Origin of the sequence: Tritonibacter litoralis (genome assembly GCF_009496005.1) — a bacterium.
GTDB classification, from domain to species: domain Bacteria; phylum Pseudomonadota; class Alphaproteobacteria; order Rhodobacterales; family Rhodobacteraceae; genus Epibacterium; species Epibacterium litoralis.
Genome location: NZ_WIBF01000001.1, coordinates 119,878 through 142,337, shown reverse-complemented (window position 1 = coordinate 142,337; position 22,460 = coordinate 119,878). Strand labels below are relative to the sequence as shown.

General features: G+C 60.4%; 24 protein-coding genes. 8 read left to right on the top strand and 16 right to left on the bottom strand.

Annotated features, from left to right (window positions below; genetic code table 11):
- Window positions 1-118 precede the first annotated feature (118 nt).
- A complete protein-coding gene (locus tag GFB49_RS00745; protein ID WP_194269236.1) occupies window positions 119-1,516 on the top strand; it encodes a calcium-binding protein in 1,398 nt (465 codons plus the stop codon).
- A gap of 110 nt (window positions 1,517-1,626) precedes the next feature.
- Here the strand turns inward: GFB49_RS00745 and GFB49_RS00740 are convergent, their stop codons facing one another.
- Both GFB49_RS00740 and GFB49_RS00735 read right to left on the bottom strand, forming a co-directional pair.
- The gene (locus GFB49_RS00740; protein ID WP_153213893.1) at window positions 1,627-2,181 is read right to left on the bottom strand and encodes a peptidylprolyl isomerase; all 555 of its coding nucleotides are present in this window, start codon (window positions 2,179-2,181) and stop codon (window positions 1,627-1,629) included.
- Complete coding sequence (locus tag GFB49_RS00735) at window positions 2,174-2,680, bottom strand: peptidylprolyl isomerase (protein ID WP_153213892.1); 507 nt, start codon at window positions 2,678-2,680, stop codon at window positions 2,174-2,176. Before GFB49_RS00735 ends, GFB49_RS00740 begins: the two co-directional genes overlap by 8 nt.
- A gap of 202 nt (window positions 2,681-2,882) precedes the next feature.
- Between GFB49_RS00735 and GFB49_RS00730 the strand changes: the two genes are divergently transcribed.
- Window positions 2,883-4,061: a phosphoglycerate kinase gene (locus GFB49_RS00730; RefSeq protein ID WP_153213891.1), complete on the top strand. Its 1,179-nt coding sequence runs from the start codon at window positions 2,883-2,885 to the stop codon at window positions 4,059-4,061.
- 144 nt (window positions 4,062-4,205) lie between these two features.
- On the opposite strand, the gene GFB49_RS00725 is transcribed toward GFB49_RS00730, so the two are convergent.
- Complete coding sequence (locus tag GFB49_RS00725; RefSeq protein ID WP_153213890.1) at window positions 4,206-4,841, bottom strand: DUF3885 domain-containing protein; 636 nt, start codon at window positions 4,839-4,841, stop codon at window positions 4,206-4,208.
- Between the two features lie 285 nt (window positions 4,842-5,126).
- Between GFB49_RS00725 and GFB49_RS00720 the strand changes: the two genes are divergently transcribed.
- From GFB49_RS00720 to GFB49_RS00695, 6 genes are all read left to right on the top strand, one after another.
- On the top strand, window positions 5,127-5,426 hold the full coding sequence (locus GFB49_RS00720; RefSeq protein WP_343032427.1) for an FtsB family cell division protein: 300 nt from the start codon (window positions 5,127-5,129) through the stop codon (window positions 5,424-5,426).
- A 374-nt stretch (window positions 5,427-5,800) separates the two neighbouring features.
- On the top strand, window positions 5,801-6,790 hold the full coding sequence (gene pdhA, locus GFB49_RS00715) for a pyruvate dehydrogenase (acetyl-transferring) E1 component subunit alpha (RefSeq protein ID WP_153213889.1): 990 nt from the start codon (window positions 5,801-5,803) through the stop codon (window positions 6,788-6,790).
- 14 nt (window positions 6,791-6,804) lie between these two features.
- Window positions 6,805-8,181, top strand: coding sequence for a pyruvate dehydrogenase complex E1 component subunit beta (locus GFB49_RS00710; RefSeq protein ID WP_153213888.1), 1,377 nt, complete (start codon window positions 6,805-6,807; stop codon window positions 8,179-8,181).
- Between the two features lie 3 nt (window positions 8,182-8,184).
- Window positions 8,185-8,616: a hypothetical protein gene (locus GFB49_RS00705; protein WP_153213887.1), complete on the top strand. Its 432-nt coding sequence runs from the start codon at window positions 8,185-8,187 to the stop codon at window positions 8,614-8,616.
- A gap of 18 nt (window positions 8,617-8,634) precedes the next feature.
- On the top strand, window positions 8,635-9,942 hold the full coding sequence (locus tag GFB49_RS00700; protein ID WP_153213886.1) for a pyruvate dehydrogenase complex dihydrolipoamide acetyltransferase: 1,308 nt from the start codon (window positions 8,635-8,637) through the stop codon (window positions 9,940-9,942).
- Between the two features lie 283 nt (window positions 9,943-10,225).
- On the top strand, window positions 10,226-11,908 hold the full coding sequence (locus GFB49_RS00695) for a methyl-accepting chemotaxis protein (RefSeq protein ID WP_194269235.1): 1,683 nt from the start codon (window positions 10,226-10,228) through the stop codon (window positions 11,906-11,908).
- 97 nt (window positions 11,909-12,005) lie between these two features.
- Here GFB49_RS00695 and cysE read toward each other — a convergent pair whose 3' ends face one another.
- The 13 genes from cysE to GFB49_RS00630 all read right to left on the bottom strand — a co-directional run bounded on the left by cysE (window position 12,006) and on the right by GFB49_RS00630 (window position 22,348).
- Window positions 12,006-12,821 (bottom strand): serine O-acetyltransferase, encoded by an 816-nt coding sequence (cysE, locus tag GFB49_RS00690; protein WP_153213884.1) that lies wholly within the window; start codon window positions 12,819-12,821, stop codon window positions 12,006-12,008.
- Window positions 12,822-13,122: 301 nt separating this feature from the next.
- Window positions 13,123-13,446 carry a DUF7742 family protein gene (locus GFB49_RS00685; RefSeq protein ID WP_343032426.1) on the bottom strand — a complete coding sequence of 108 codons (324 nt, stop codon included), beginning with the start codon at window positions 13,444-13,446 and terminating at the stop codon, window positions 13,123-13,125.
- Window positions 13,443-17,357, bottom strand: a complete 3,915-nt coding sequence (locus GFB49_RS00680; protein ID WP_153213883.1) for a baseplate multidomain protein megatron — start codon at window positions 17,355-17,357, stop codon at window positions 13,443-13,445. The genes GFB49_RS00685 and GFB49_RS00680 overlap by 4 nt, the downstream gene beginning before the upstream one ends.
- A 3-nt stretch (window positions 17,358-17,360) precedes the next feature.
- On the bottom strand, window positions 17,361-17,801 hold the full coding sequence (locus GFB49_RS00675; protein ID WP_153213882.1) for an NlpC/P60 family protein: 441 nt from the start codon (window positions 17,799-17,801) through the stop codon (window positions 17,361-17,363).
- The gene (locus tag GFB49_RS00670; protein WP_153213881.1) at window positions 17,798-18,682 is read right to left on the bottom strand and encodes a DUF2163 domain-containing protein; all 885 of its coding nucleotides are present in this window, start codon (window positions 18,680-18,682) and stop codon (window positions 17,798-17,800) included. Before GFB49_RS00670 ends, GFB49_RS00675 begins: the two co-directional genes overlap by 4 nt.
- On the bottom strand, window positions 18,679-19,314 hold the full coding sequence (locus GFB49_RS00665; RefSeq protein ID WP_153213880.1) for a DUF2460 domain-containing protein: 636 nt from the start codon (window positions 19,312-19,314) through the stop codon (window positions 18,679-18,681). Before GFB49_RS00665 ends, GFB49_RS00670 begins: the two co-directional genes overlap by 4 nt.
- Before the next feature lie 14 nt (window positions 19,315-19,328).
- Complete coding sequence (locus GFB49_RS00660; RefSeq protein WP_153213879.1) at window positions 19,329-19,988, bottom strand: phage tail tape measure protein; 660 nt, start codon at window positions 19,986-19,988, stop codon at window positions 19,329-19,331.
- A gap of 9 nt (window positions 19,989-19,997) precedes the next feature.
- Entirely contained in the window at window positions 19,998-20,210 is a 213-nt protein-coding gene (locus GFB49_RS00655; protein ID WP_153213878.1) for a rcc01693 family protein, read from the bottom strand.
- The gene (locus tag GFB49_RS00650) at window positions 20,207-20,527 is read right to left on the bottom strand and encodes a gene transfer agent family protein (protein WP_153213877.1); all 321 of its coding nucleotides are present in this window, start codon (window positions 20,525-20,527) and stop codon (window positions 20,207-20,209) included. Before GFB49_RS00650 ends, GFB49_RS00655 begins: the two co-directional genes overlap by 4 nt.
- Window positions 20,527-20,940, bottom strand: a complete 414-nt coding sequence (locus GFB49_RS00645) for a phage major tail protein, TP901-1 family (RefSeq protein ID WP_153213876.1) — start codon at window positions 20,938-20,940, stop codon at window positions 20,527-20,529. The genes GFB49_RS00650 and GFB49_RS00645 overlap by 1 nt, the downstream gene beginning before the upstream one ends.
- A 57-nt stretch (window positions 20,941-20,997) precedes the next feature.
- Window positions 20,998-21,417 carry a DUF3168 domain-containing protein gene (locus GFB49_RS00640; protein WP_343032425.1) on the bottom strand — a complete coding sequence of 140 codons (420 nt, stop codon included), beginning with the start codon at window positions 21,415-21,417 and terminating at the stop codon, window positions 20,998-21,000.
- On the bottom strand, window positions 21,414-21,752 hold the full coding sequence (locus GFB49_RS00635; protein WP_153213875.1) for a head-tail adaptor protein: 339 nt from the start codon (window positions 21,750-21,752) through the stop codon (window positions 21,414-21,416). The genes GFB49_RS00640 and GFB49_RS00635 overlap by 4 nt, the downstream gene beginning before the upstream one ends.
- On the bottom strand, window positions 21,749-22,348 hold the full coding sequence (locus GFB49_RS00630) for a head-tail connector protein (protein ID WP_153213874.1): 600 nt from the start codon (window positions 22,346-22,348) through the stop codon (window positions 21,749-21,751). Before GFB49_RS00630 ends, GFB49_RS00635 begins: the two co-directional genes overlap by 4 nt.
- Window positions 22,349-22,460 lie beyond the last annotated feature (112 nt).

The window sequence follows — 22,460 nt, the reverse complement described above, 5'->3', positions numbered from 1 at the left end:
GCTGGGCGGCTTTTCTGTTTTTTGGCATGTTTGTCCAATTTCTGCCAAATTCCACACGTTAATAGTGTATGAATAGATACCCATAGATTTTAGTCTTTTTTCATATCGGAGTTTCATGATGGCCGTCGTGACCTTTCGCCCAACCGTAGAACAATTTGATATTCTCTCCACCGCCACGCCGCTGTTCTTCTTGGTGCAAAGCACCGACACGATCCTGACAAACACCGGGGATACGCTTAGGCTTGAATACAATGGCACAAGCCTGCCCGCCGCACGTGATGCGTTTATCACGGCAACCGGTGATTTCACGGCGGACTCTATGGATGACTGGACAATCAGCAGCGTCACCTATGGGCGCGCGGAAAAGGTTATTTTCACCATCAAGGAGCTGGCGCTGACCGGGCGTGATATCCTGGATGCCGACAGCGGTAATGAGCTGCTGGAGATCCTGCTTGCAGGCGATGACACCATCACGCTCGAGCCCGGAGATGCCCGCGCCATTATCGAAGGGTTTGAAGGCGACGACCGGATCATCCTGAACGAACAGTCACAGGACGTTTTTGGCGCGCTTGGCATCGACACTGTTGTGATCGACAGCCGGATCCGCGAGGCCGAATTTGGCGGCGACACATTTGCATTTTCGGTGGAGACCGGTCCAGACAACCGCGATTTTCTGATCGGGGTCGAAGCGATTGAGTTTCGGGATCAATCCGTCGCCCTGTCAGTTGCAAACGATGGCGGGGATGTTCTGACAGGCAACACGGTTGATGGGTTGGCACATGATCTTTTGTTTGGGGGCGACGCCGATGATCGTCTTGTTGGCCTGTCGGGAAATGACTGGCTGTTTGGCGAAGGCGGCACCGATACGCTGGTGGGTGGCGGTGGCCGCGACAATCTAAATGGCGGGGCCGGCAATGACAATCTGCTGGGCGCGCGTGGCCTTGACACCCTGTCCGGTGGCTCGGGGGATGATGTGCTCAATGGCGGCGGCGGCGCGGACCGGCTTTTTGGTGGCAGCGGTCAGGATACATTGATTGGCGGCGGCCAGAGCGACCGGCTGGTCGGGGCCCGTGGCGCAGACCGGCTGCAAGGTGGCGGCGGCAACGACACGGTGCTGGGCGGCTCCAGCCGCGATACGCTGTTGGGCAACAATGGGCGCGACACGCTGCGTGGTGGCGGTGGCAATGACTCACTAAATGGCGGCAATGCCAATGACGCGCTGTTTGGCGGCGCAGGATCCGACCGGATCGACGGGGGGCGCGGCAATGACCGGCTGACCGGCAACGGCGGCAACGACACCTTTGTCTTTAGTCAAATCAACAGCGGACGCGACCGGATTACTGATTTCACCATCGGCCGTGACCAGATTGAGATCACCGCGGGCGACATCGACTTTGACGACCTCCAATTCAGCGCCGCAAACCAAGGGGCGCAAATCAATTTTGGGCAGACCACAATCATTGTCGAGGACGCCTCCGTCAGCGATTTGAACGACTCGGATAATTTCCTGTTCTAATGCAGGTCTGCGGGGGCCTGTGCCCCCCCCCAAAAAAAACAAGCGCACCCCTGGGGATGCGCTTGGACTATTCTGCCGATCAGACCCTGTGGATCTGACTACGGCGCCCGTTACTCGGTCACTGAAACTTTGGACATCTGATCCGGCTGGCCAATCACCGCGCCATTTGGACCGGTGCCGCGTTTGATCGCATCCACAACATCCATGCCGCCGGTGACTTTGCCCACAACGGTATATTGGCCGTTCAGGAAATAGCCCGGGTCAAACATGATAAAGAATTGGGAATTCGCACTGTTGGGGTTTTGCGCCCGCGCCATGCCAATCACACCGCGATCAAACGGCAGGTCCGAAAACTCTTGTTTCAGATCCGGCAGATCCGATCCACCGGTGCCTGCGCGCCGCAGGTCCGCGCCGATCTTGCCATGTTCCACATCACCGGTCTGCGCCATAAAGCCGTCGATCACGCGGTGAAACACCACGCCATCATATTTGCCTTCCGCCGCCAGCGTGGTGATCCGCTCCACATGGCCGGGGGCCACATCTTCGAACAGATCCACGGTGATGGTGCCATTGGCGCCTTCGCCGGTGACATCAATGGTCAGCCCCGAGGCCAGCGCGGGGCCGGCGGTCAAAACCGCCAGCGCTGCTGCAACAAGCTTACGCATCTGCCGCCACCTTGACGCTGATCATGCGATCGGGCTCCGCAGGCGGCTCACCGCGGGTGATCGCGTCCACATGTTCCATGCCTTCGATCACACGGCCATAAACGGTGTATTGACCGTTCAGAAAGTGGTTGTCGCTGAAGTTGATGAAGAACTGCGAATTGGCAGAGTTCGGGTTGGCCGAACGCGCCGCACCCAGGGTTCCACGGTCATGCGGCAGTTTCGAGAACTCGGCCGGCAGATCCGGCATGGACGAGCCACCGGTGCCCGCCATACGGATGTTGAACCCGTCTTCCATGTCGCCATTGGCCACATCACCGGTCTGCGCCATAAAGCCATCGATCACACGGTGGAAACAGACATTGTCATATTCACCGCCGCGCGCCAGCTCTTTCATACGCTCGGAATGTTTGGGGGCCACATCAGGCAGCAGTTCGATCACCACATTGCCGCCTTTGAGCTCGATGATGATTGTGTTTTCGGGATCCTTGATCTCGGCCATAGGGCCCTCCTCAGAATGTAGTAATATTGACAAGGAGTGTTAAGCCGCGCGCGCAGGATTGCCAAGGCGCAATAATGGCCCTGTGCGGCATCCAAAGCGACAAGTCGCCCTTGCGCCGGCACGCCAGCATTGACGGATGGACAAAAAGACCCGAAACAGACCCCGTTAGTTATCACTGCCGATTGAGCCAAAGGAGTTGGGCATGGGTTGGAATTCATTGGATGATATGGATCTGAACGGGAAACGGGTTCTGGTGCGTGTTGACATTAATGTCCCGGTCGAGGACGGCCGCGTGACCGACGACACCCGCATCCGCCGCATCGCCCCGACCATCGCCGATATCCGCGCCAAAGGCGGCTCTGCGATTATGCTGGCGCATTTTGGCCGCCCCAAAGGCAAGGTCGTGCCGGAACTGTCGCTGAAACCGTTGGTTCCCGCGCTCGAAGCGGCCTTTGGCACATCAGTCACATTTATTGAACGCCCCAGCCGTGAGGCGATTGACGCCCTGCCCGCCGATGCGATTGTGCTGGTGGAAAACACCCGCTTTAGCGCGATGGAAGAGGCCAATGACCCGCAGATGGCTGGTTTTCTGGCCACGCTGGGTGATATCTACTGCAACGACGCCTTCTCGGCGGCGCATCGGGCACATGCCTCCACCGAAGGCGTGGCAAAGCTGCTGCCCAATTGTGCCGGTCGTTTGATGCAGGCCGAGCTGACCGCCCTAGAAAGCGCGCTGGGTCAGCCGGAGCGCCCGGTGACCGCAGTTGTGGGCGGGGCCAAAGTGTCGACCAAGCTGGAGCTGTTGGGCAATCTGGTGGCCAAGGTCGACAATCTGGTGATCGGCGGCGGCATGGCCAATACGTTTCTGGCCGCCCAAGGCATCGATGTGGGCAAGTCGCTGTGTGAACACGATATGACCGGCACCGCGGTTGAGATCCTGGAAAAAGCCAACACCGCCGGCTGCACCATTGTTCTGCCCACCGACGTGGTTGTGGCGCGTGAGTTCAAGGCGGGTGCAGACAATGAAACCGTCGCAGCCGACGCCTGCCCCGCAGATGCAATGATCCTGGATGCGGGCCCCGCAACGGTTGAGGCCGTGGCCGAGGTTCTGGCCGCCTCCAAGACGCTGATCTGGAACGGGCCCATGGGGGCTTTTGAAATCACGCCCTTTGACGCGGCCACCAATGCGGCCGCCTCCAAAGCGGCGGAGCTAACCAAAGCCGGCACGCTCACATCCGTGGCCGGTGGCGGCGACACCGTGGCCGCCCTGAACCAGGCCGGCGCGGCGGAAAGCTTTACCTATATCTCAACTGCGGGCGGTGCGTTTTTGGAGTGGATGGAGGGCAAGACCTTGCCCGGTGTCGCCGCGCTGGAAAAGTAAAATATGTGAGGGCGTGGGGCTCCCGCGTCCTTATGGACCGCCTTCGGGCAGCCCAACAGACTTGGGCCAAGCGCCGCGCTGACGCGCGGCGCGGTTGCGTTTGGGACAAAGGTTCGAGGACAATAGCCCACGTTCCGGCCCCCGTTAGGGATCGGCAAACTGTGCATCCATCTCTGCTCGGTTGTAGTCCAGCAACCAGGGCCGGTGCGCATGATACAGCGGTGCGAGCGATGCCCGATCCAAGGCGGCCACATCCATGCCGCGGTCATCATAGGGATGCAGCACCAGCCCGAGTTCCACATCCGCCAAATAGATCTGAACCTCCGACGCGGGGCGAACCCCAACTTCGCCACCGAGCCCAAGCCACAGCACCTCGCGCAGTTGATCCTGTCTGTCGATCTGTGCACAGTCCCAATGGCGAAACACAGGTCCCAAATCGGTATCCACTCCGGGATCGGCACTTTGATCCAGAGCGCCCAAATAGGAAAAGCGCGATTTGGGCAGGTTGCAGAGCGCAAATTCTTCGAGCCGCATTGGAGGCGGCGCCTCCTCGCCATAAGAGGCACAGAACAGCCAGAGTGTCGCCGTATCGCGAAACAGATCTGCCGCCACCTGATCGGCCCGTTCAAACGCCTGAATGAACCGTTTTAGGGGGCGCGCAAATGTCACCTCTTCTCCGCCCAGTTCAAACCGCAAGGCGTATTCATATTCATAAAACAGGTTATTTGGGAAATCCGCGCCCGGGAATGCGTTGGAAAACCGATCAAATATATTGGTCATAATAACAGGCTAGTGACCGCCTCATCAAAGTTCAAGCGCAGAGCCCATTGGGGTCTTGGGTCAGGGTACACCGGACGTGATCCCTTCAAAATGTTCTTTGAGGCGCAGCAAAACCGCAAATTTTCATCAATAGAATTTTAGCAATTCACAAAGCCACCGCCCTGTGGCATAGTTATCAGAGACATCGAAAAACGATGCAAATACAAAAAGTTAATCAACAGTTAACCCGTCGAGGCACAAGTGGCGGAGTTGGCTTATAGCAGTTAGTTAGACAGGCGATCCAACGTGACACGCGGCAACCGTCCCAATTTGGGTGCGTTTCTCTTTTTTGCAGTTTCTTTTGGCCTCAGCGCCTATTTCACCTTTGCGGCGATCCAAGGGGATTATGGCCTGTTTCGGCGGGTGGAAATTGAAGCGGAAACCGCAAGCCTGCGCAGCGATCTTGGCCGGTTGACTCAGGACATCGCCCAGATGGAAAACCTGACCCATCGCCTGTCGGACAATTACCTGGACCTGGATCTTCTGGATGAGCAGGCGCGCTCGGTTCTGGGGCTGGTGCGCCCGGATGAGCTGGTCATCCGCTAATCATTTCCTGTATCGAAATCCCCATCGCGCAGCTGACCAATTGCGGCTGTGCCCAAGGGTTTTGGCTACACATCATCTGTCCGTGCCACAATCAGCCAATTGCCCATGGCCCGGTCGGTGCTGTAGGCTTTTATCCCAACGGACCCTTTGTTGGACCAGCGTTGGCCGTTCCCCCGACTGTGCGCAAATAGACCGGAAAACCATCGTTAAGCCTTTGGGGCTAAAACCCCAATTTGCATATTAAACCCGCAAAACCGCGTATGGATCGCGCACAACTCAAAATTGCGCAAGATTATCACTCGCATTGGCGCGGGAAATGCTTTATGAATTAGTTTAACACTAAACTATCTTGCCAGAAGGGGGAGCCCGCCGCTATGGCCGCTAGGAAAACGACTGCGAAATCAAATGTTTCCGCCGATGAGCTGAAACACTATTACCGCGAAATGCTTTTGATCCGCCGATTCGAAGAAAAGGCCGGTCAACTGTATGGCATGGGGCTGATCGGGGGCTTTTGCCACCTGTATATCGGTCAGGAAGCCGTTGTGGTTGGTCTGGAGGCCGCCGCTGAAGAAGGCGACAAGCGGATTACCTCCTATCGTGATCACGGCCATATGCTGGCCTGCGGCATGGATCCAGGCGGCGTGATGGCCGAGCTGACCGGCCGTGAAGGCGGCCTGTCCAAAGGCAAAGGCGGCTCCATGCATATGTTCTCGAAAGAGAAGCATTTCTATGGCGGTCACGGCATCGTTGGCGCGCAGGTGCCGCTGGGCGCCGGTCTGGCCTTTGCCGATAAATATCAAGACAACGGTCGCGTGACCTTCACCTATTTCGGGGATGGCGCTGCCAACCAGGGCCAGGTCTATGAGACCTATAATATGGCGCAGCTCTGGGAGCTGCCGGTTGTCTTTGTGATCGAGAACAACCAATACGCTATGGGCACCAGCGTTCAGCGGTCGACCAAATCGCCTTCCCTGTGGGAACGTGGCGCTTCATATGGCATCGCAGGTGAAGAGGTGGACGGCATGAACGTCCTGACCGTCAAGGAAGCCGGCGAACGCGCTGTTGCCCACTGCCGCGCCGGCAAAGGGCCTTATATCCTTGAGGTGAAGACCTACCGCTATCGCGGTCACTCCATGTCGGACCCGGCGAAATACCGGACCCGCGAGGAGGTGCAGAAGATGCGCGAAGAGCGTGATCCGATCGAACAGGTACGTGACATGCTGCTGACCGGCAAACACGCATCAGAAGAAGATCTGAAAGCGATAGACAAAGAGATCAAAGACATCGTCAACCAGGCGGCAGAGTTTTCCAAAGAGAGCCCGGAACCGGCTCTGGAAGAACTGTGGACCGACATTTACGCCTGAGGAGAACCTAAGACATGGCAACTGAAATCCTGATGCCCGCCCTGTCCCCTACGATGGAAGAGGGTACTCTGGCCAAATGGCTGGTGAAAGAAGGCGATACCGTAAACTCGGGCGATATCCTGGCGGAGATCGAAACCGACAAAGCCACCATGGAGTTTGAAGCGGTCGATGAGGGCGTTGTTGGCGCCATCTTCATTGCGGAAGGTTCCGAAGGTGTAAAAGTGAACACGCCGATCGCGGTGCTGGTCGAAGAAGGCGAAACATATGACGCCTCAGCGGCATCTGCGCCTGCGGCGGCAACAGAAGCGCCGGCCGCAGAGGCACCTGCGGTGCCCGCAGCGCCCGTCGCTGCTGCCGCGGCTTCGGTTGAAGTGGTGGAGCTGACCCCGGATTATCCGGCAGGCACCGAAATGGTCACCATGACGGTCCGGGAAGCCCTTCGCGACGCCATGGCCGAAGAGATGCGCGGCGACGATACTGTGTTCCTGATGGGCGAGGAAGTCGCCGAATATCAGGGGGCGTATAAAGTCTCCCAAGGTCTGTTGGATGAATTTGGTTCCAAACGTGTCATCGACACGCCGATCACAGAGCACGGCTTTGCAGGCATCGCCACCGGCGCGGCCTTTGGCGGTCTGCGTCCGATCGTGGAATTCATGACCTTCAACTTTGCCATGCAGGCGATCGACCACCTGATCAACTCTGCGGCCAAGACCTTGTATATGTCTGGCGGCCAGATGGGTGCGCCCATGGTCTTCCGCGGTCCCAACGGTGCCGCAGCCCGCGTGGCGGCCCAGCACTCCCAGGACTATGCCGCATGGTACATGCAGATCCCCGGCCTGAAGGTGGTGATGCCCTACTCTGCCGCTGACGCCAAAGGTCTGATGAAGACCGCGATCCGCGACAACAACCCGGTGATCTTCCTGGAAAACGAGATCCTTTATGGCAAGTCCTTTGAGGTTCCGAAACTGGATGATTTCACCATTCCCTTTGGCAAGGCCCGCATCTGGCGCGAAGGCACGGATGTCACCATCGTCTCCTTTGGCATCGGCATGACCTATGCGCTGGAAGCGGCGGACAAGCTGGCAGCGGAAGGGATCTCGGCCGAGGTGATCGATCTGCGCACCCTGCGCCCGATGGACCTGCCCACCGTGTTGCAATCCGTGCGCAAGACCAACCGTCTGGTCACTGTTGAGGAAGGCTGGCCGCAAGGCTCTGTTGGGTCTTACATCGCCTCAGAAGTGCAGCGCGAGGCGTTTGACTATCTGGATGCACCTGTTGTGACCTGCACCGGCAAGGACGTGCCAATGCCCTATGCCGCGAACCTCGAAAAACACGCGCTGATCACCGCCGACGAAGTGGTCGCGGCCGTGAAACAAGTCACCTATCGCTGATCCATGTTTGAGGCCATCGAAACAAACCTCAAGCTGTCGGCAGAACACGGACGTTTTGTCGTGTTGGAAAGCTATGCTTTCGAACGCGGAACGCTCACTGTGCACCTGCGCAGCGCTGGATTGGACGATGGCCTCAAACTTCGTTTTTCAGATGTTATCGGCTTGACCATGTCAGAGGATGTTTTTGGATCAGACGGCGGGCAAATCACCCGCGAAAGCTTGCAAGATGCTCCCATGGCCAACCAGCCAAAAGGGTTCTTCAACCGCTCGACAACGTCGCCAACGATTCAAGCCATTTTCGACGCCGTCAAAGCCCCGTTTGATGACAGCGTTAGGGATCATCAGTTATTTCTTTTGTCGTTACGGGAGCATGAGCTTTCCTTTGTGGCGCATAAAGAATTCGAAATCGAACACATGTCTCAGGACATGGCGTGATTAAGGGAAGCTAGAAAGATGCCCATCGAAGTACTCATGCCCGCCCTCTCTCCCACCATGGAGGAAGGCACCCTGGCGAAATGGCTCGTCAAAGAAGGCGACACTGTTTCGTCTGGCGACCTGTTGGCCGAGATTGAAACCGACAAAGCCACCATGGAATTCGAAGCCGTGGACGAAGGCACTGTTGGCAAAATCCTCATCGAAGAAGGTAGCGAAGGGGTCAAAGTCAACACGCTGATCGCAGTCCTGCTGGAAGACGGTGAAAGCGCAGACGACATTGCCGCCGCCGGAACCGCGGCCCCTGCCGCAGCGGCTGCCGAGGAGGCCCCAGCGGCCGCCGAGAAAGCCGCCACACCGGCAGCAGCAGCCCCTGCCCCAGCGGCACCTGCAGCAGCCGATGGCACCCGCATCTTTGCGTCGCCTCTGGCGCGTCGCATTGCGGCTGACAAGGGTCTGGACCTCAGCACCATCGCAGGCTCAGGCCCGCGTGGTCGTATCATCAAGGCGGACGTTGAAAACGCAACTGCCGCGCCGAAAGCTGCTGCCGCTCCCGCCGCTGCTGCTCCGGCCCCGGCCGCTGCTGCTGCACCCTCTGGTCCTTCGGCCGATATGGTTGCCAAAATGTACGAAGGCCGCGACTACGAAGAGGTCAAACTCGACGGTATGCGCAAGACCATCGCGGCGCGCCTGTCAGAAGCCAAACAGACCATCCCGCATTTCTACCTGCGCCGTGACATCCAGCTGGATGCGCTGCTGAAATTCCGCTCTCAGCTGAACAAACAGCTTGAGGGGCGCGGCGTGAAACTCTCGGTCAACGACTTCATCATCAAGGCGCTCGCCAATGCGCTGCAGGCTGTGCCTGCCGCTAATGCGGTCTGGGCAGGCGATCGGGTTCTGCAGTTGAAACCGTCGGATGTGGCCGTTGCGGTTGCCATCGAAGGGGGGTTGTTCACCCCGGTTCTTCAGGACGCAGACATGAAGTCCCTCTCGGCCCTGTCGGTTGAGATGAAAGACCTCGCCAAACGCGCGCGCGAACGCAAGCTGGCCCCTCATGAATATCAGGGCGGCTCCTTTGCGATCTCCAACCTCGGCATGTTCGGCATCGACAATTTCGACGCCATTGTTAACCCGCCACACGCAGGCATCCTGGCTGTGGGCGCCGGTGTTAAAAAGCCGGTTGTCGGGGCAGATGGCGAATTGACCGTGGCCACTGTCATGAGCGTGACCATGTCTGTTGACCACCGCGTGATCGACGGGGCCGTGGGCGCAGACCTGCTGAAAGCCATCGTCGATAACCTCGAAAACCCGATGGTCATGCTGGCGTAAACCTTTCGTCAAAAATTCAAAATATGAAAACTAGGCCGGGCACAGACCCGGCCTTTTTTGTGGCAAAACGACGGGTCCACGCGTCGAAACCCACAAAGCCCACAGAAAGGAAACAGTTTTACGACGGTGATATGACAACCACCTCAAATTGAGCAGTATTTTTATCCCGAGGTTTAGAACTCGGTAAATATCGCTTTTTACAAGGGGCGCGGGACCGAAACAGATTGAGCGCGACATGAAACCGAACTCCCCTAACCCAGAAAAACGACGATTTTTTCAATCGATGAACTTTCGCATTGCGATCCTAGTCTCCACCTTCTCGCTGATTGTGGCCGTTCCAGTGGCTATATTTGCAGAAATGGAATTGGTGCGCATATCGATGACCGCCACCCGTGATATGGAACGGGAACTCACCCAGATGGTCGCCAAAGAAGTGGCCCAGCCGGTACAGCTTGGATTTTCAGGCACTGTCGATGAGCGCATCGATTATGTGGTTGAACGGGCTGGCGAAAGCTTTCAATACGCCCGTGTGACCAAGTCCAACGGCGTGGTGATGAGCGAAAAAGGTGTCAACACAGGCTTTGACTTTGGCGAGGTTGAAGCAATGGAACAGAAGGTCGCCACTGACCTCACGCCGTGGATCTCGGACGACGGGTTTCGCCTCGTCTATCCCATCCTGTCAAAGAAAGGCAAATTCCGCGGGACGTTGGTCATGGTCTGGAGCCCGGACGCAAACTATGTCGAGCTTATGAGCGCCTTGATCCGCGAAGCCATTATCGGCGCCTTGCTGTTGCTGGCCTCTTGCGGGGTCTGTTTTGCAATGCTGCGTCGGCTGCTGGGCCGCCCTTTGCAGGAAATCGGCCAGAGCCTGGAAACAATTACGTCCGGCAACTACAACACCCGCCTTAAGGCGACACATCGCAAGGATGAGCTGGGTCAGATCGCCCGCCGTATCGAAAGCTTGCAAATTACTCTACAGCAAGGCCAGGACGCCAGCCGTGCGCGCGCTGCGGAACAGGATGAACAATCCAAAGCAGTTGAAGACCTGCAACAGGGTCTTGCGGCCTTGGCCAACCAGGATCTTGCCTTCCGGATGGAGCGCCCCTTGTCGCAGGCCTACGAACCCCTACGTCAGGATTTCAACACCGCGCTAACGGCCATTTCTGACATGATGGCGCAGGTGCTGGGCACTGCAAACGGGATCGTACAGCGCACCAGCAGCATCCGTCAGGGCTCGGGCGATCTGTCCGCGCGCATTCATGCGCAATCGGATTCCCTGTCTGAAATCTCAAACGGTATGGGAGAGCTGACCCATTCGGTTCAAAACGCCGCCGAAGGCGCGCGCGAGGTCAACGGCATCGTCGGCCAGGCCGTCAGTGAAGCCCAGCAAAACGCAGCCGTTGTGGAACATGCTGTCCGCGCAATGGAAGAGATCGAAAACAGTGCCAGCCAGATCGCAACCATCATTGGCACCATTGACGATATCGCCTTCCAAACCAACCTCTTGGCCTTGAACGCAGGCGTCGAAGCCGCCCGCGCAGGCGAAGCAGGGGCGGGTTTTGCGGTTGTGGCCTCAGAAGTGCGGGCGCTGGCGTTGCGCACCTCGCAGGCCGCGACCGAGATCAAGACGCTGATCACCGATGCCACCGCCCATATTGAAAACGGCGTGAGCGAGGTGAACAACACCGGCGAAGTGCTGCAACACATCATCACAAGGATGAGCGAGATCTCAGAACGGGTCAGCGCCTCGGCCGAAGGGTTTGTCGAAGACAGCGCAGAGCTTCAGGGCCTGTCGGGCCGCATTGGTGAGCTGGGCGCCATGTCGGCGCAAAATGACGAGATCGTGGCCAGCAACACCCAATCCGTTGACGTCCTACGTGATGAGGCCGCACGCCTGGATGCATTGGCCGGGGCCTTCCACCTGCCCGGTCGTGCGCCCGCCCCAAACACCGCCAGGGCGGCTTGATCCACTAAAGACGCCGATGAAAAACGCATAAAGCCCCGCTCTGGCGGGGCTTTGTCGTCTGTACAGAGGCGCGCGACCCGCCGCATTTCGACTGTGCTTATTTGCCCGCAGGGGCGCTGACAACCTGGTTCATGCTTACTGCCGGTTGGCTGCAACCGGCTTCGCCCACGATTTTTGCCGGAACACCGGCCACGGTCTTGCATGCCGGAACCTCGGCCAAAACCACAGACCCCGCCGCAATGCGCGAGCATTCTCCGACTTTGATGTTGCCCAGAACCTTGGCCCCCGCGCCAATCAGAACCCCATCGGCAATCTTGGGGTGACGGTCCTCTTCTTCCTTTCCGGTGCCGCCCAGGGTCACCGAATGCAGCATCGAGACATTGTCGCCCACAACCGCAGTTTCCCCGATCACAATGGAATGCGCGTGGTCAATCATAATCCCACGCCCGATTTTTGCCGCCGGGTGGATGTCCACGCCAAAGATCTCGGACACGCGCATCTGGAAGAAATAGGCCAGATCATAATCGCCCTTGGTCCACAGGTAATGGCCCACACGGTAGGCCTGAACAGCCTGGTAGCCCTTGAAATATAGAATGGGCTGCAACAGGCGATGGCAAGCCGGGTCACGTTCATAAACCGCGCTCAGATCGGCCCGCGCGGCTTCCACCAAAGAGGGATCATCGCGGTAAGCCTCATCCACGATCTCGCGCAGGATCACCATCGACATCTCGTTCGAACACAGTTTGGCAGCAATGCGATAAGACAACGCTTTGTCCAGCCGGGTGTGGTGCAGGATACAGGCGTGGATCAAGCCGCCCATCAGGGGCTGGGCGCGCACGGCGTCCTCAGCCTCGGCGGTAATCTGATCCCAGACCGGGTCAACGGTGCTCAGAGCGGTGCGTGTTTGAGACATCAAAGGCTCTCCTGGCTGATGCGTCCATGCTAGCGATCTCTTCACGATACTACCAAACGCAATCCTGTGATGCGATCTATTTCACATTTTGATAGGGGGGAAGAGGAATTTTTTGCATTCGCAACAGGGGCTTTAAGTTTCACCACGGTTTTTTGGGTGAGGTGTTTCGCTTTCGGCTTTGCCCAAAGCGACCGGCGTGGGGGGGGGGGGGGGGGGGGGCGCGGGCTTCCCCCGCCCCACGCCAACCCCAACCGCAGACGGGACAGCTTTGCTGTTTTGACTGTGGGCGGGAGCCTCTGGTTCAGGTTGAAGCAGTCCGTGGGCCGCAATCACTCCGCAAGTTTCCATCCATCAATACCGCCAGAACCATCTGTGTCGCCGCCGCATAATCGCGATCTTCAAACCCAGGTTCCGGGGCCAAAGGGAACCGGCGGGCTGCGGCGTTCAGGGTGCCGTCGCCCCAAACAGGATGCAGCCTTCGGTGATCTTCCACATGTTGGAACGCCAGGGCCGCTCCCGCAAAGATCTGGCGACACAACCCGCGCCGACTGTCCGCACCAACCAACAGCAAGGCACGCGCCACCGCGCTAACATCACCGGGCAGGATCGGACAGCGCAAAGTCACCCCAGTCCCACAATAGCAGCAGCCCCAGCGCCCCAAAGGGCCGAGATCTGGGCCACCTCCACCCGGTCGCCGGGCACTACCCCGTCCGCAGCCTGCGCGGCGGTGCTGTAGCTCCAGCTGGGCTGGCTGACCTCCTCTTCGCGCAGGATCTGAGCGCCGCGCAGGATCCGCACGCGATAGGCCTCACGCTCTTCGCCCAGGGGCACCTCTGGTCCGTCCCAGGGATCGCCACCGACACGCGTGCGCCGGATCCAGCGGACCGTCACCTCCCCGCCCAGATCGCCGCTTTGGCGCAGATGCACCGGGGCCAAGGGTCGCAATCCCTTGCCCTCAAAGCTCTCGACGCGATGCACATAAGACGGATCCTCATAGCCCCGCCGGGCCGAGCCAATCCGGTAGTGACGCGTCATGCGGCGTTGATCCGGGCTCAGATCCACCTGCCCCGGCACCCCGTCCAACAGAACCACCCGGCTGCCCACCGGCCATTCGGGCAGCATCTCCACCTCACTGCCCGCCTGTCCGCGCAGGCGGCTGCGCAGCAAATAGGTCTGAGGCGCGATCAGCTCGGCTTCGGCAAATTGCAGCACTTCCCAGCCGCCCGCACTGCCATCGCCAATGGCCAGAACATTCCCACCGTTCAAGACAGCCGCAGGCTCAAGGCTTTGCAATGCACCCCGGTAAAGGCGAAGCTGCAGCGCCGGTCCCAGATCCCAGCGTCCGGGGCGGGCGGCGGGCAGGATGCTTTCGGTTTCACCCACCGTGGCGGGCGCGGCCAGAACCTCTTCCAGCAGGTAATCCTGATCCTGCGCCGATCCATAAACCGCAACCGAGCCCGGCCAGGGCGTGGCCGTCACCGCCAGATGCGGCGCATGGGGCACCTCATCACCGCGCAGCAATGGCAGATCCAAGAACAAGGGCAGCACAGGAACCGGCGCGGCAAAGCGATTGACCCCGGGCAGATCCTCACTGACGCGCGCGGGCCGATAAACCTCGGGCGCGATCCGCACCGCCTCCACCTCTTGGGCGGCCCCAATTGTGGCGCGGTCGATCCGGAACAGATCCGGGCTGTCACCACCCAGATCCACCACATCCCCCGCCCCCAGATGCAACAGCGACAGCGGCAGTGTAAGGCGCACGGTGTCGCGCGCCATCCGCGCTTCGGCCAGCCAGCGTTCCACGGTCAATCGCGCCTCGGCCCGCGTCAGCGCAAGCGGTAGCTCGTTCTGGCTGACCGCATGGGTGGCCTCATCGGGCAAGACCGCCTCTTCGGACAAGAGCTTGTGATCGCCGCCCCATTCCGCAAACCGCAACCGAACCCGGCCCGTCAATTCGGCCGCCCCATCGCGGCTGTCTTCGCGGACATATGTGTCGCGCCCCTCAACAACCAGATGATCCGGCGCAACCGGCACCGAATCCACACCCTGACGTTTGCGAAACTGCAAAACCCCATCCCGTTCGATGGCGTCAAACCCATGCCGCAGCATCAAGGGCTGCAGTTCAGAGCGCCCGGTTTCCACATCCCGCAAAAGAAATCCGCGCACCACATCATAAAGGCCCGAAGCGTCCACGTCCTGAACATCGGAGGCGGCGCAGATCTCTGTCACCACCTCGGCCAAGGGGCGCTGCCCAATCCGACCATTCAGCCAATGGCCACGGGGATAATTCTCACCGTCGCTCCAGACCTCCAACGCATTGGGGAAGACCGGAAAAGGCCGCGCATCCCAGGCCCAGACAAAGGCGCGCGACATATCCAGCATCGGCGCGCCGTAAACAGCCGAGACCGGATTGTTCTGCGCGTCGCTCCAATACCCATACATGGCGCGCAGATACTGGATCTGGATCAGATCGTCGCGCTGACCGTTTGAGAATTTGGGCAACTGACTTTCCGAGCTTTTGGGGTCCAGAAACTTGTTTGGCTGGTTGGTGCCCTTGTCAATGGCCGCACAGCCCAGTTCGGTGAACCAAATGGGTTTGGATTGCGGCAGCCAATCGGTCGCTGCCGTCTGTCGCACACCGTCAATCCGGTTGTGATGGGCGTTTTCCCACCAGGCGCGGATGTCTTTGTACCGAAACACCCAAGGTTCATCATAGGCACCATCGGTGATTGCGGTTCGGATCTGCGCCGCCTCAGCCTCGGGTGAGTGGTAGAACCAATCAAACCCCTCGCCGCCCGCCACATTGCCCTGCAAATAATCCAGATCATAAATCGCAGGCACACCGGCCGCTGCATCCAGATGGTCACGCCCCTCGCGCCAATCGGACAGCGGCATGTAATTGTCGATGCCGATGAAATCCAGCTCTGGATCCGCCCACAGGGGATCAAGGTGAAAATACCGATCCTCCTCGGGGCTGGTATACCCCCAATATTCGCTCCAATCGGCGGCATATCCCAGTTTGACATCCGCCCCCAAAAGGGTCCGCACCTCAGCCAGCAGATCCTGCAAAGCCGCGACAAAGGGGAAGCCCTCTGCGCCCCGGATCTGGGTCAGGGCGCGCAGTTCCGAGCCGATGCAGAAACTATCCACCCCGCCAGCCGCCGCACAAAGCGCCGCATAGTGCAGGATAAACCGGCTGAAGCTCCACTCATCAGGGCCGCTATAGGTCACAGTGCCCTCAGCCACCAGAAAATCCGCGGCGCGCGCTGTGCCAACAAAGGCCGCAACCTCGGCATCGGCTGTCGCGGTTTGATCGGGCGATCCCGCGCGCCCCGGCGCCACCGACAAGGTGATACGCCCGCGCCACGGCAAATGCGCCTGGCTGGCCGCCTCACTCCACGGGTCTGGCAGTTCGTTGCCAAGCTGCTGATCCATCAGAATAAACGGGTAAAACATCACCGCTTTGCCTTGGGCTCTCAGATGCTGGATCGCCTCGATCACCGACGCATCCGCAGGGGTGCCGCCATAGATCGGCCGCGCGTCAGCTTGCGCAATTACGGACGCATCCTCACGCGTCAGGCCAGAGACAGTCCAGGGCATGGATCCATCGACCTCCCCCTGTTCCACCTTTGGCTCAACAGCGCAATGACCACAGCGCAGATCGCCGCCGAACCAGCTGACCACCAGCGACACCGCCCCACAGCGCGGTAGCTCGTGCCCCAGGGTGGCCACCGATGTCACCAGATCCGTTTCCCCGCTGTGAGAATGGCTGTTGATCGCAGTGCGTTCCCCGGCCGAATGCTCCAGCCACACCGGAGAGGTCGCCAGCGCATATTCGCCCGTCCCCGGCACCAATGCGACGCCCTCAACCAGCTGCGGCAGATCCATATCATACTCCGGCTGATCGGGCTGGGCCGCGCGCACCACCTCGAACGAGAATTGCGGCACCCGATTGCCAAAGCGATCGAGCTGCAGATCCTCGATCACCACATAAGCCGTGCCGCGATAGGCGGGCACCTTCCCTGCGCCTTCGACCGCCTCGATCAGAGGGTCGGGCAGCTGGTCGCGGCTGCCGGCATACCAGCGCAGGTTCACATCCTTGGGCGCGATCTCTTCTCCATCGGCCCAGACCCGGGGGATGTCCAGAACTTCGCCTTCGCAAACCGCAATCGCCAGCGACACGCTGTAGCTGTATTGGGTCACGGTTGGCTGCCTTGGCGCGCCCTTGCCGCTGCCGCCACCAGTTGTGGTGGTGGTCTCCACAAAGTCCGAGGCCCAGATCACCTGCCCGCCCAGACGCATCCGCCCATAAAGCCGCGCAATCGGCGCGCCTTCCACCGCTTCGCTCAGACGAAACCGGTCGACCCGGCCCATTTCCACCGCCTGACCGCCGCGCCCAAGCAGCCGTTCATCAATGGCCCGCCCCAGCGTCGCCCCAACCGCGCGGCCAACCACCGCCGTCGACAGCCCCAAAACCGTGCCACCCGCCGCACCGCCCAAAGCAGCGCCAGCCGCCGAAAGAAGGATCGTCGCCATCTGTTACTCCTGTCCTGTCTGTTGCGCGGGAAAGGCAAAGCGCGCCACAATGCGCCGCTGCCAGGGCGCGCTGAGCGCGCATTCCACCACGCCGTGGCCCTGATAGGCATGAATGAACCGCGCATTGGCGCCACATGAGGTTTGCAAGCCCAGATGTTTGGCCACAGCCCCGCTGCGCATGCGAAACAGGATCACATCGCCGGGGGCCACAGCCCCCAGGGGTTTCGCCTGCAGATGCCGCAGCGCCGCCTGCCACAGGGCCTCAGTGCCCTGGGGTTCGGACCAATCCCGGCTATAGGCCGGGGGAACCTCGGGCGTGGTGCCGACAACAGCCGCATAGACCCCCCGGATCAACCCCAGACAATCACAGCCCGCCCCGCGCGTCGCCGCCTGATGCACATAGGGCGTGCCCAGCCACCGGCGGGCCTCATCAACCGCGCTCATCTGCGGCTCCCCCCGGTATTGGCATGGTCACGACGCGGCACGGCGACCATCCAGTCCTCGCCGGGGATATCCGGGAAGCCCTGGTAGTTCAGAAGATTGTTGAACTTCAGCCGACAGGTTTCAAAGCGTTTGTCACAGCCTGCCTCCAACCGGATCTGATCACCGGGGTTGACCACGGCACGCAGCGGTTCCCACAGGGTGATCTCACGCTTGTTCGCATAGGACAGATCCCGCTTGATCGCGCCCCACAGCCCTTCAGCCGAGCCGGACAGGATCCGCAACACGCCGCGCGTGAACCACTCGGGCTCAAACCCCGGTTGCGGTGCAATCTCAACCGTCTGGCCATCGGTGATCGCGATAACTTCCGCCTCGGCCGCATAGCCCGGCGTGGCCAGATCAAAGCCGCAGGCCGTATCGCCCAGAACCGCCGTACAGGGCGCCTGATAGATCCGCCCCAGGGGCTGGTTCAGCAGATCCGTCAGCCCCCGCAATTCCGCGCGGAACTGGCCATCCTCGCGGGCGATCTCACCAATTGCGCCGCGAAACTGCAGCCAGCGCATTTCGGGCGCGGCCCAGTTGACCAGCCAGCTTGTGACCTCGGCCCCGTCAAACCGCCCGGCTTCGATATCCTCATCCCGCACCGCTGCGGAACTGAGCGCGCCAAGCGCCTCTGTATTGTCGACCGACAGGCCGGTGGCCTGTTCCAGCTGCCGGGCCGTGAGGCCTGTGTCCGCGCGAAATGTCAGACCGTCAAACGTCAGATCGCAGTCATGATCGGTGAACCCAAACTGCACCCCATCCGTGCGGGTGATCGCCCAGGCGCGGCACACTGTGGTGCTGCCCGTGGCAAGATGGTCGCGTAAATCATTGGCAAAGCTCATGGAACACGCACCTCCACCACCGGGACATTGGGCGCTTCCCCCGCCTGGAACGAGGCGACGCTGGTCTGGATCCGGTCGGTGTCAAACCGCACCGGCACGTCAAATTCAAACCCCGCCACCACCTCGGTCCCGACCTCGGGCGCAAAGACGAACTGGACCATTCCACGTTCCAGATCGAGCTGGTAATCCACGCCCTCGCGCAGTTCGTCCTGGTTCAGGCCGACGCGTACCGTGCCCAAAACCGGTTTGGTGATGGGCCGCGCATAGCTGTGATCGCCCGAGGTATAGCGTTTCACCAGTTGAAACGCGCTGGTGATCCCATCGCCGGTGCCAATCACCTGATCACGAAAACTGACCTCCGCCGCGGCGGTGGCGGATTTGTAGTCCGACCAATCCTTCCAGCGAAACCCATAGACCTGGCCTTGGCGCGCCTCAAAAAAGGCGATCAACGTCTCGATATCCTCCAACGCGCGCAGGCCAAGCCCCGCGTCATAGCGGCGGCGGGAATGGGCCCAGGGGGTGTTACGCTCTTCAAACCCATTGGCCAGCGTCACCACATCAGTGCGCCGTTCCGGGCCACCAACCGATCCAAAGCTGAGCGATGCGGGAAATCTCACCTCGTGAAAATTCATGTCTTTTCCTCAGGTTATCGGTTGCGGTTGCCACGGGACAAGGCGCGGCTCATTTGGGCAGCGATCTGACCCTGACTGCGCTGAAAGCTTTGGGCATCCGGCGTCTGGATGTTCATCACAATGGTCGGACCCGCAGATCCACCAGCGCTGCGCACCCCCAGCGATCCATCCGCGCCCCGCGCCAGCGGCAAAATCGCCTCTGGCCCGGCTTCCCCCATCAGACCCAGGCCGCCGCGCATCGGGAAATGTGTGGGGCTGGACACGACGCCGCCGCGGGCAAAGGGCGTCACGCGCCCTTGCGAAAACGGAGCCCCATCGGCAAAGGGCAGGATATTACCAACCAGCCCAGCCAGACCATCGGTCAACAGGCTGCTGGCCTGATTGGTCACCGGTCTAAGGGCTGCGTTATAGGTGGTACGAATGACGGAACGTGCTGCCGTTTCAAGGGCTTCGGACAAGTTCTTTCCATCAAAGGCCAAACCGTCAAAGGCCCGGCGCAAGCCGCGCGACAGGCCGCGTTCCAGGGTTTTGGCATCCTCTCCCGTGGCGGCTAGGGCGGCACGCACTCGGGTCAGCTCTCCGTCAAAACTGGCGGCCATCTGTGCGGCTCCACCCAGGGATCTCTCCAAAGCCTCCGCGCTCAATTCCAGTGCGGTGATGTCTTCCTGTGGCATATCGCTCTCCTATGTCTTGGGCGGATCCGAAGGTGGGCCATCCGGGAAGGCGCGCATCAGATCCGCCAGCCGGTTCCGATCCATCGGCGGCGTGGCAACCGGTCCCAACAACAGGCGGAGCTCGGCCGGGGTCAGCGCCCAGAATCGATCGGGGGTCAGTCCCAGGCCCGCAATTCCCGCCTGCATCAAACCGGGCCAATCGAACCCGTCAGTCGCGCTCATTTTGGGCCCACAAAGCTGCGCGCCAGCAGTTCCGCTGCCGCGCGTGTGGCCGCCATGGGGCCACCTTCGATGGTGGCATGTGCCAGGGTTTCGGCGCTGAGGTCATGACCGCCGCCCCGCAACCCTGCGAGCAGCAAGGCCATCAGATCGCGCGCGGAAAACCCATTGGTTTCAAACCGCTGGATCAAAGATATCAAGCTGTCCTCGGCCAGGGTTTCTTCCAATTCGGCCAAGGCGCCCAGAGTCAGGCGCAGCACATATTCACGCCCATCCAGAGTCAGCGCAACCTCGCCCCGGTATGGGTTCACCGCAGCCATTACGCGGCCACAAAGGTCAGCGCGCCCGCACTGGCAAGGCTGAGTTCATAGGTCGCCTCTCCATTGTGGGAGCCTGCATATTCCAGCGCGGTCACCTGAAACAAACCTTCGACGGTGCCAAAATCTGGGATCACCACTTGGAACACGGGTACCTCTCCATCAAAGAACAGCTGCCTCGCGCGAGCGTCGGTGTTGGCATCGCGGAACACGCCGGATCCGGAAATCGACGCCGAGCGCACGCCGGCCCCCGCCAGCAGTTCCCGCCAGCCGCCCTGGCTTTCAAGGCTTGTGATATCAACGCTTTCGGCGTTAAAGCTGATCCGCGTGGCCCGCAGACCTGCGAGAGTTTCAAAAGATCCATCGCCGGTCATGTCGACCTTGACCAAAAGATCCTTGCCATTTTGGGCTGCCATATCTCGTCTCCTTACATTTGGGCCGCGAGCGGAATGATTACGTTAATTAACGAATGGTTAAGCGTAAGTGTTCACGTCATCGACGTGCAGCCGGAACCGCAGCGTGACCTCGCGCCCGCCGGATTTGAGCGAACGTGCAAGTGCGCGGTCAAACCAGCGACCGGTCACCGCACCACGGCTCATCACCAAAGGGGCGGCCAACAGCGCATCACAGATGGCGCCGGCGGCGGTTTTAACTGCGCTAAACCCTGCGCTGTCGCTGATCACCGAGAGCGTCATCAGATAGAGCGCCGCCGCTTCACCCTGGTCCGAGCGGTCGCGCGCTTCCTCCGCTCCGATCAACACATAGATCGGCGGCAGGCTGCCGCTGGGCAGAGCATCGTAAATATGGCCGCCTGTGGCTGCAGAAACCTCTGTATCGCCTTGTAAAGCCGTAAAAATGGCCGCCTGCAGCGCGGCTGAGGTTGCATAGCTCACAGCGCCACCTCCTCAACTGCGAAACAGGTGAGGTAACGCCCCAATGCGTCACCCTCTGCCACCGCGTGGATCAGAAACCGGCGGTTGCCTTCGACCAGATACTGATCCGCACGGGGTCGGTCGGGGCTGCCTTCGGGGGCCGCACGCACCGTGATGCGATAGCGCTGTTGTGACAGCGATGCGCCGTTCTGCGCCACGTTGCGGCCCGTCAATGCGCGCACCTCAGCCCAGAGCTCCCCCAATTGGGTTTCCGTCTCCACAAAGCCGCCGGCGCCATCGGCCACACGTTCGGGCGCTACAAGGGCCATCAGCCGGTTCAGGTTCACAGGTCTCATGACCGACCTCCCAACGCCAGACGGTGGATCCGGTGGCGTTCGATCAGGCTGGTCACGCCAAAGGGCATGCAGCCCCGGTGCAAGCCGGTGTCATCGCGGTGTTCATAATAATGCGCCGCCAGCATCATCACCGCCTGAAACAGATCCGCAGGCAGGCTGTCAAAATCCGGCGCAAGCCCTGCGGTAAACTCCACCCGCATATGGCCGCCCTTGGCGATCTGTGGAAGGCCGGCCGACGTGGGGCACAGACGGGGAGCCTGGGCGTCTTGGTCCAAATGGTATTGCATCTGGTCCTGCAGCTCTTCGCTGCCATCTGGCGCGACGCGCACCAGGGCCGTGACCTCGGTTACCGGGGCCAGCGGCAAGCGTTCGCCCGAGGCGTCCCGCCATCGCGTAAGGGTCATCACGAAGTCTCGCGCGATCAGAACCTTGCCCGTGCGGGTTTCAATGGCCGCCAGGCTGGCGCGCAGGAAGCCTGACAACAGATCATCCTGCAATGTCGCGGTTCCGAACCCGCGTCCCAGCCTCAGGTGGGCTTTGAAAGCATCGCGCGGCAGGGCCGCGTCGGGTATTTGGGTGCGTTCTGTCACGATCATCGCGTTCATCTCCGCAGGCGGGCGTTTTGGGTTGGGGTGTTAGGTCGGCGCGCGCCCATTGCAGAACCTGGACGGTTTGGGTGCAGCGGGGTTCCGCAATCTCGCGAGTGCG

Excerpts from the sequence above, each read along its gene's own strand:
- GFB49_RS00745 (WP_194269236.1), top strand. The coding sequence starts at position 119 with ATGGCCGTCGTGACCTTTCGCCCAACCGTAGAACAATTTGATATTCTC.
- GFB49_RS00740 (WP_153213893.1), bottom strand. The coding sequence starts at position 2,181 with ATGCGTAAGCTTGTTGCAGCAGCGCTGGCGGTTTTGACCGCCGGCCCC.
- GFB49_RS00735 (WP_153213892.1), bottom strand. The coding sequence starts at position 2,680 with ATGGCCGAGATCAAGGATCCCGAAAACACAATCATCATCGAGCTCAAA.
- GFB49_RS00730 (WP_153213891.1), top strand. The coding sequence starts at position 2,883 with ATGGGTTGGAATTCATTGGATGATATGGATCTGAACGGGAAACGGGTT.
- GFB49_RS00725 (WP_153213890.1), bottom strand. The coding sequence starts at position 4,841 with ATGACCAATATATTTGATCGGTTTTCCAACGCATTCCCGGGCGCGGAT.
- pdhA (WP_153213889.1), top strand. The coding sequence starts at position 5,801 with ATGGCCGCTAGGAAAACGACTGCGAAATCAAATGTTTCCGCCGATGAG.
- GFB49_RS00710 (WP_153213888.1), top strand. The coding sequence starts at position 6,805 with ATGGCAACTGAAATCCTGATGCCCGCCCTGTCCCCTACGATGGAAGAG.
- GFB49_RS00705 (WP_153213887.1), top strand. The coding sequence starts at position 8,185 with ATGTTTGAGGCCATCGAAACAAACCTCAAGCTGTCGGCAGAACACGGA.
- GFB49_RS00700 (WP_153213886.1), top strand. The coding sequence starts at position 8,635 with ATGCCCATCGAAGTACTCATGCCCGCCCTCTCTCCCACCATGGAGGAA.
- GFB49_RS00695 (WP_194269235.1), top strand. The coding sequence starts at position 10,226 with ATGAACTTTCGCATTGCGATCCTAGTCTCCACCTTCTCGCTGATTGTG.
- cysE (WP_153213884.1), bottom strand. The coding sequence starts at position 12,821 with ATGTCTCAAACACGCACCGCTCTGAGCACCGTTGACCCGGTCTGGGAT.
- GFB49_RS00680 (WP_153213883.1), bottom strand. The coding sequence starts at position 17,357 with ATGGCGACGATCCTTCTTTCGGCGGCTGGCGCTGCTTTGGGCGGTGCG.
- GFB49_RS00675 (WP_153213882.1), bottom strand. The coding sequence starts at position 17,801 with ATGAGCGCGGTTGATGAGGCCCGCCGGTGGCTGGGCACGCCCTATGTG.
- GFB49_RS00670 (WP_153213881.1), bottom strand. The coding sequence starts at position 18,682 with ATGAGCTTTGCCAATGATTTACGCGACCATCTTGCCACGGGCAGCACC.
- GFB49_RS00665 (WP_153213880.1), bottom strand. The coding sequence starts at position 19,314 with ATGAATTTTCACGAGGTGAGATTTCCCGCATCGCTCAGCTTTGGATCG.
- GFB49_RS00660 (WP_153213879.1), bottom strand. The coding sequence starts at position 19,988 with ATGCCACAGGAAGACATCACCGCACTGGAATTGAGCGCGGAGGCTTTG.
- GFB49_RS00655 (WP_153213878.1), bottom strand. The coding sequence starts at position 20,210 with ATGAGCGCGACTGACGGGTTCGATTGGCCCGGTTTGATGCAGGCGGGA.
- GFB49_RS00650 (WP_153213877.1), bottom strand. The coding sequence starts at position 20,527 with ATGGCTGCGGTGAACCCATACCGGGGCGAGGTTGCGCTGACTCTGGAT.
- GFB49_RS00645 (WP_153213876.1), bottom strand. The coding sequence starts at position 20,940 with ATGGCAGCCCAAAATGGCAAGGATCTTTTGGTCAAGGTCGACATGACC.
- GFB49_RS00635 (WP_153213875.1), bottom strand. The coding sequence starts at position 21,752 with ATGAGACCTGTGAACCTGAACCGGCTGATGGCCCTTGTAGCGCCCGAA.
- GFB49_RS00630 (WP_153213874.1), bottom strand. The coding sequence starts at position 22,348 with ATGATCGTGACAGAACGCACCCAAATACCCGACGCGGCCCTGCCGCGC.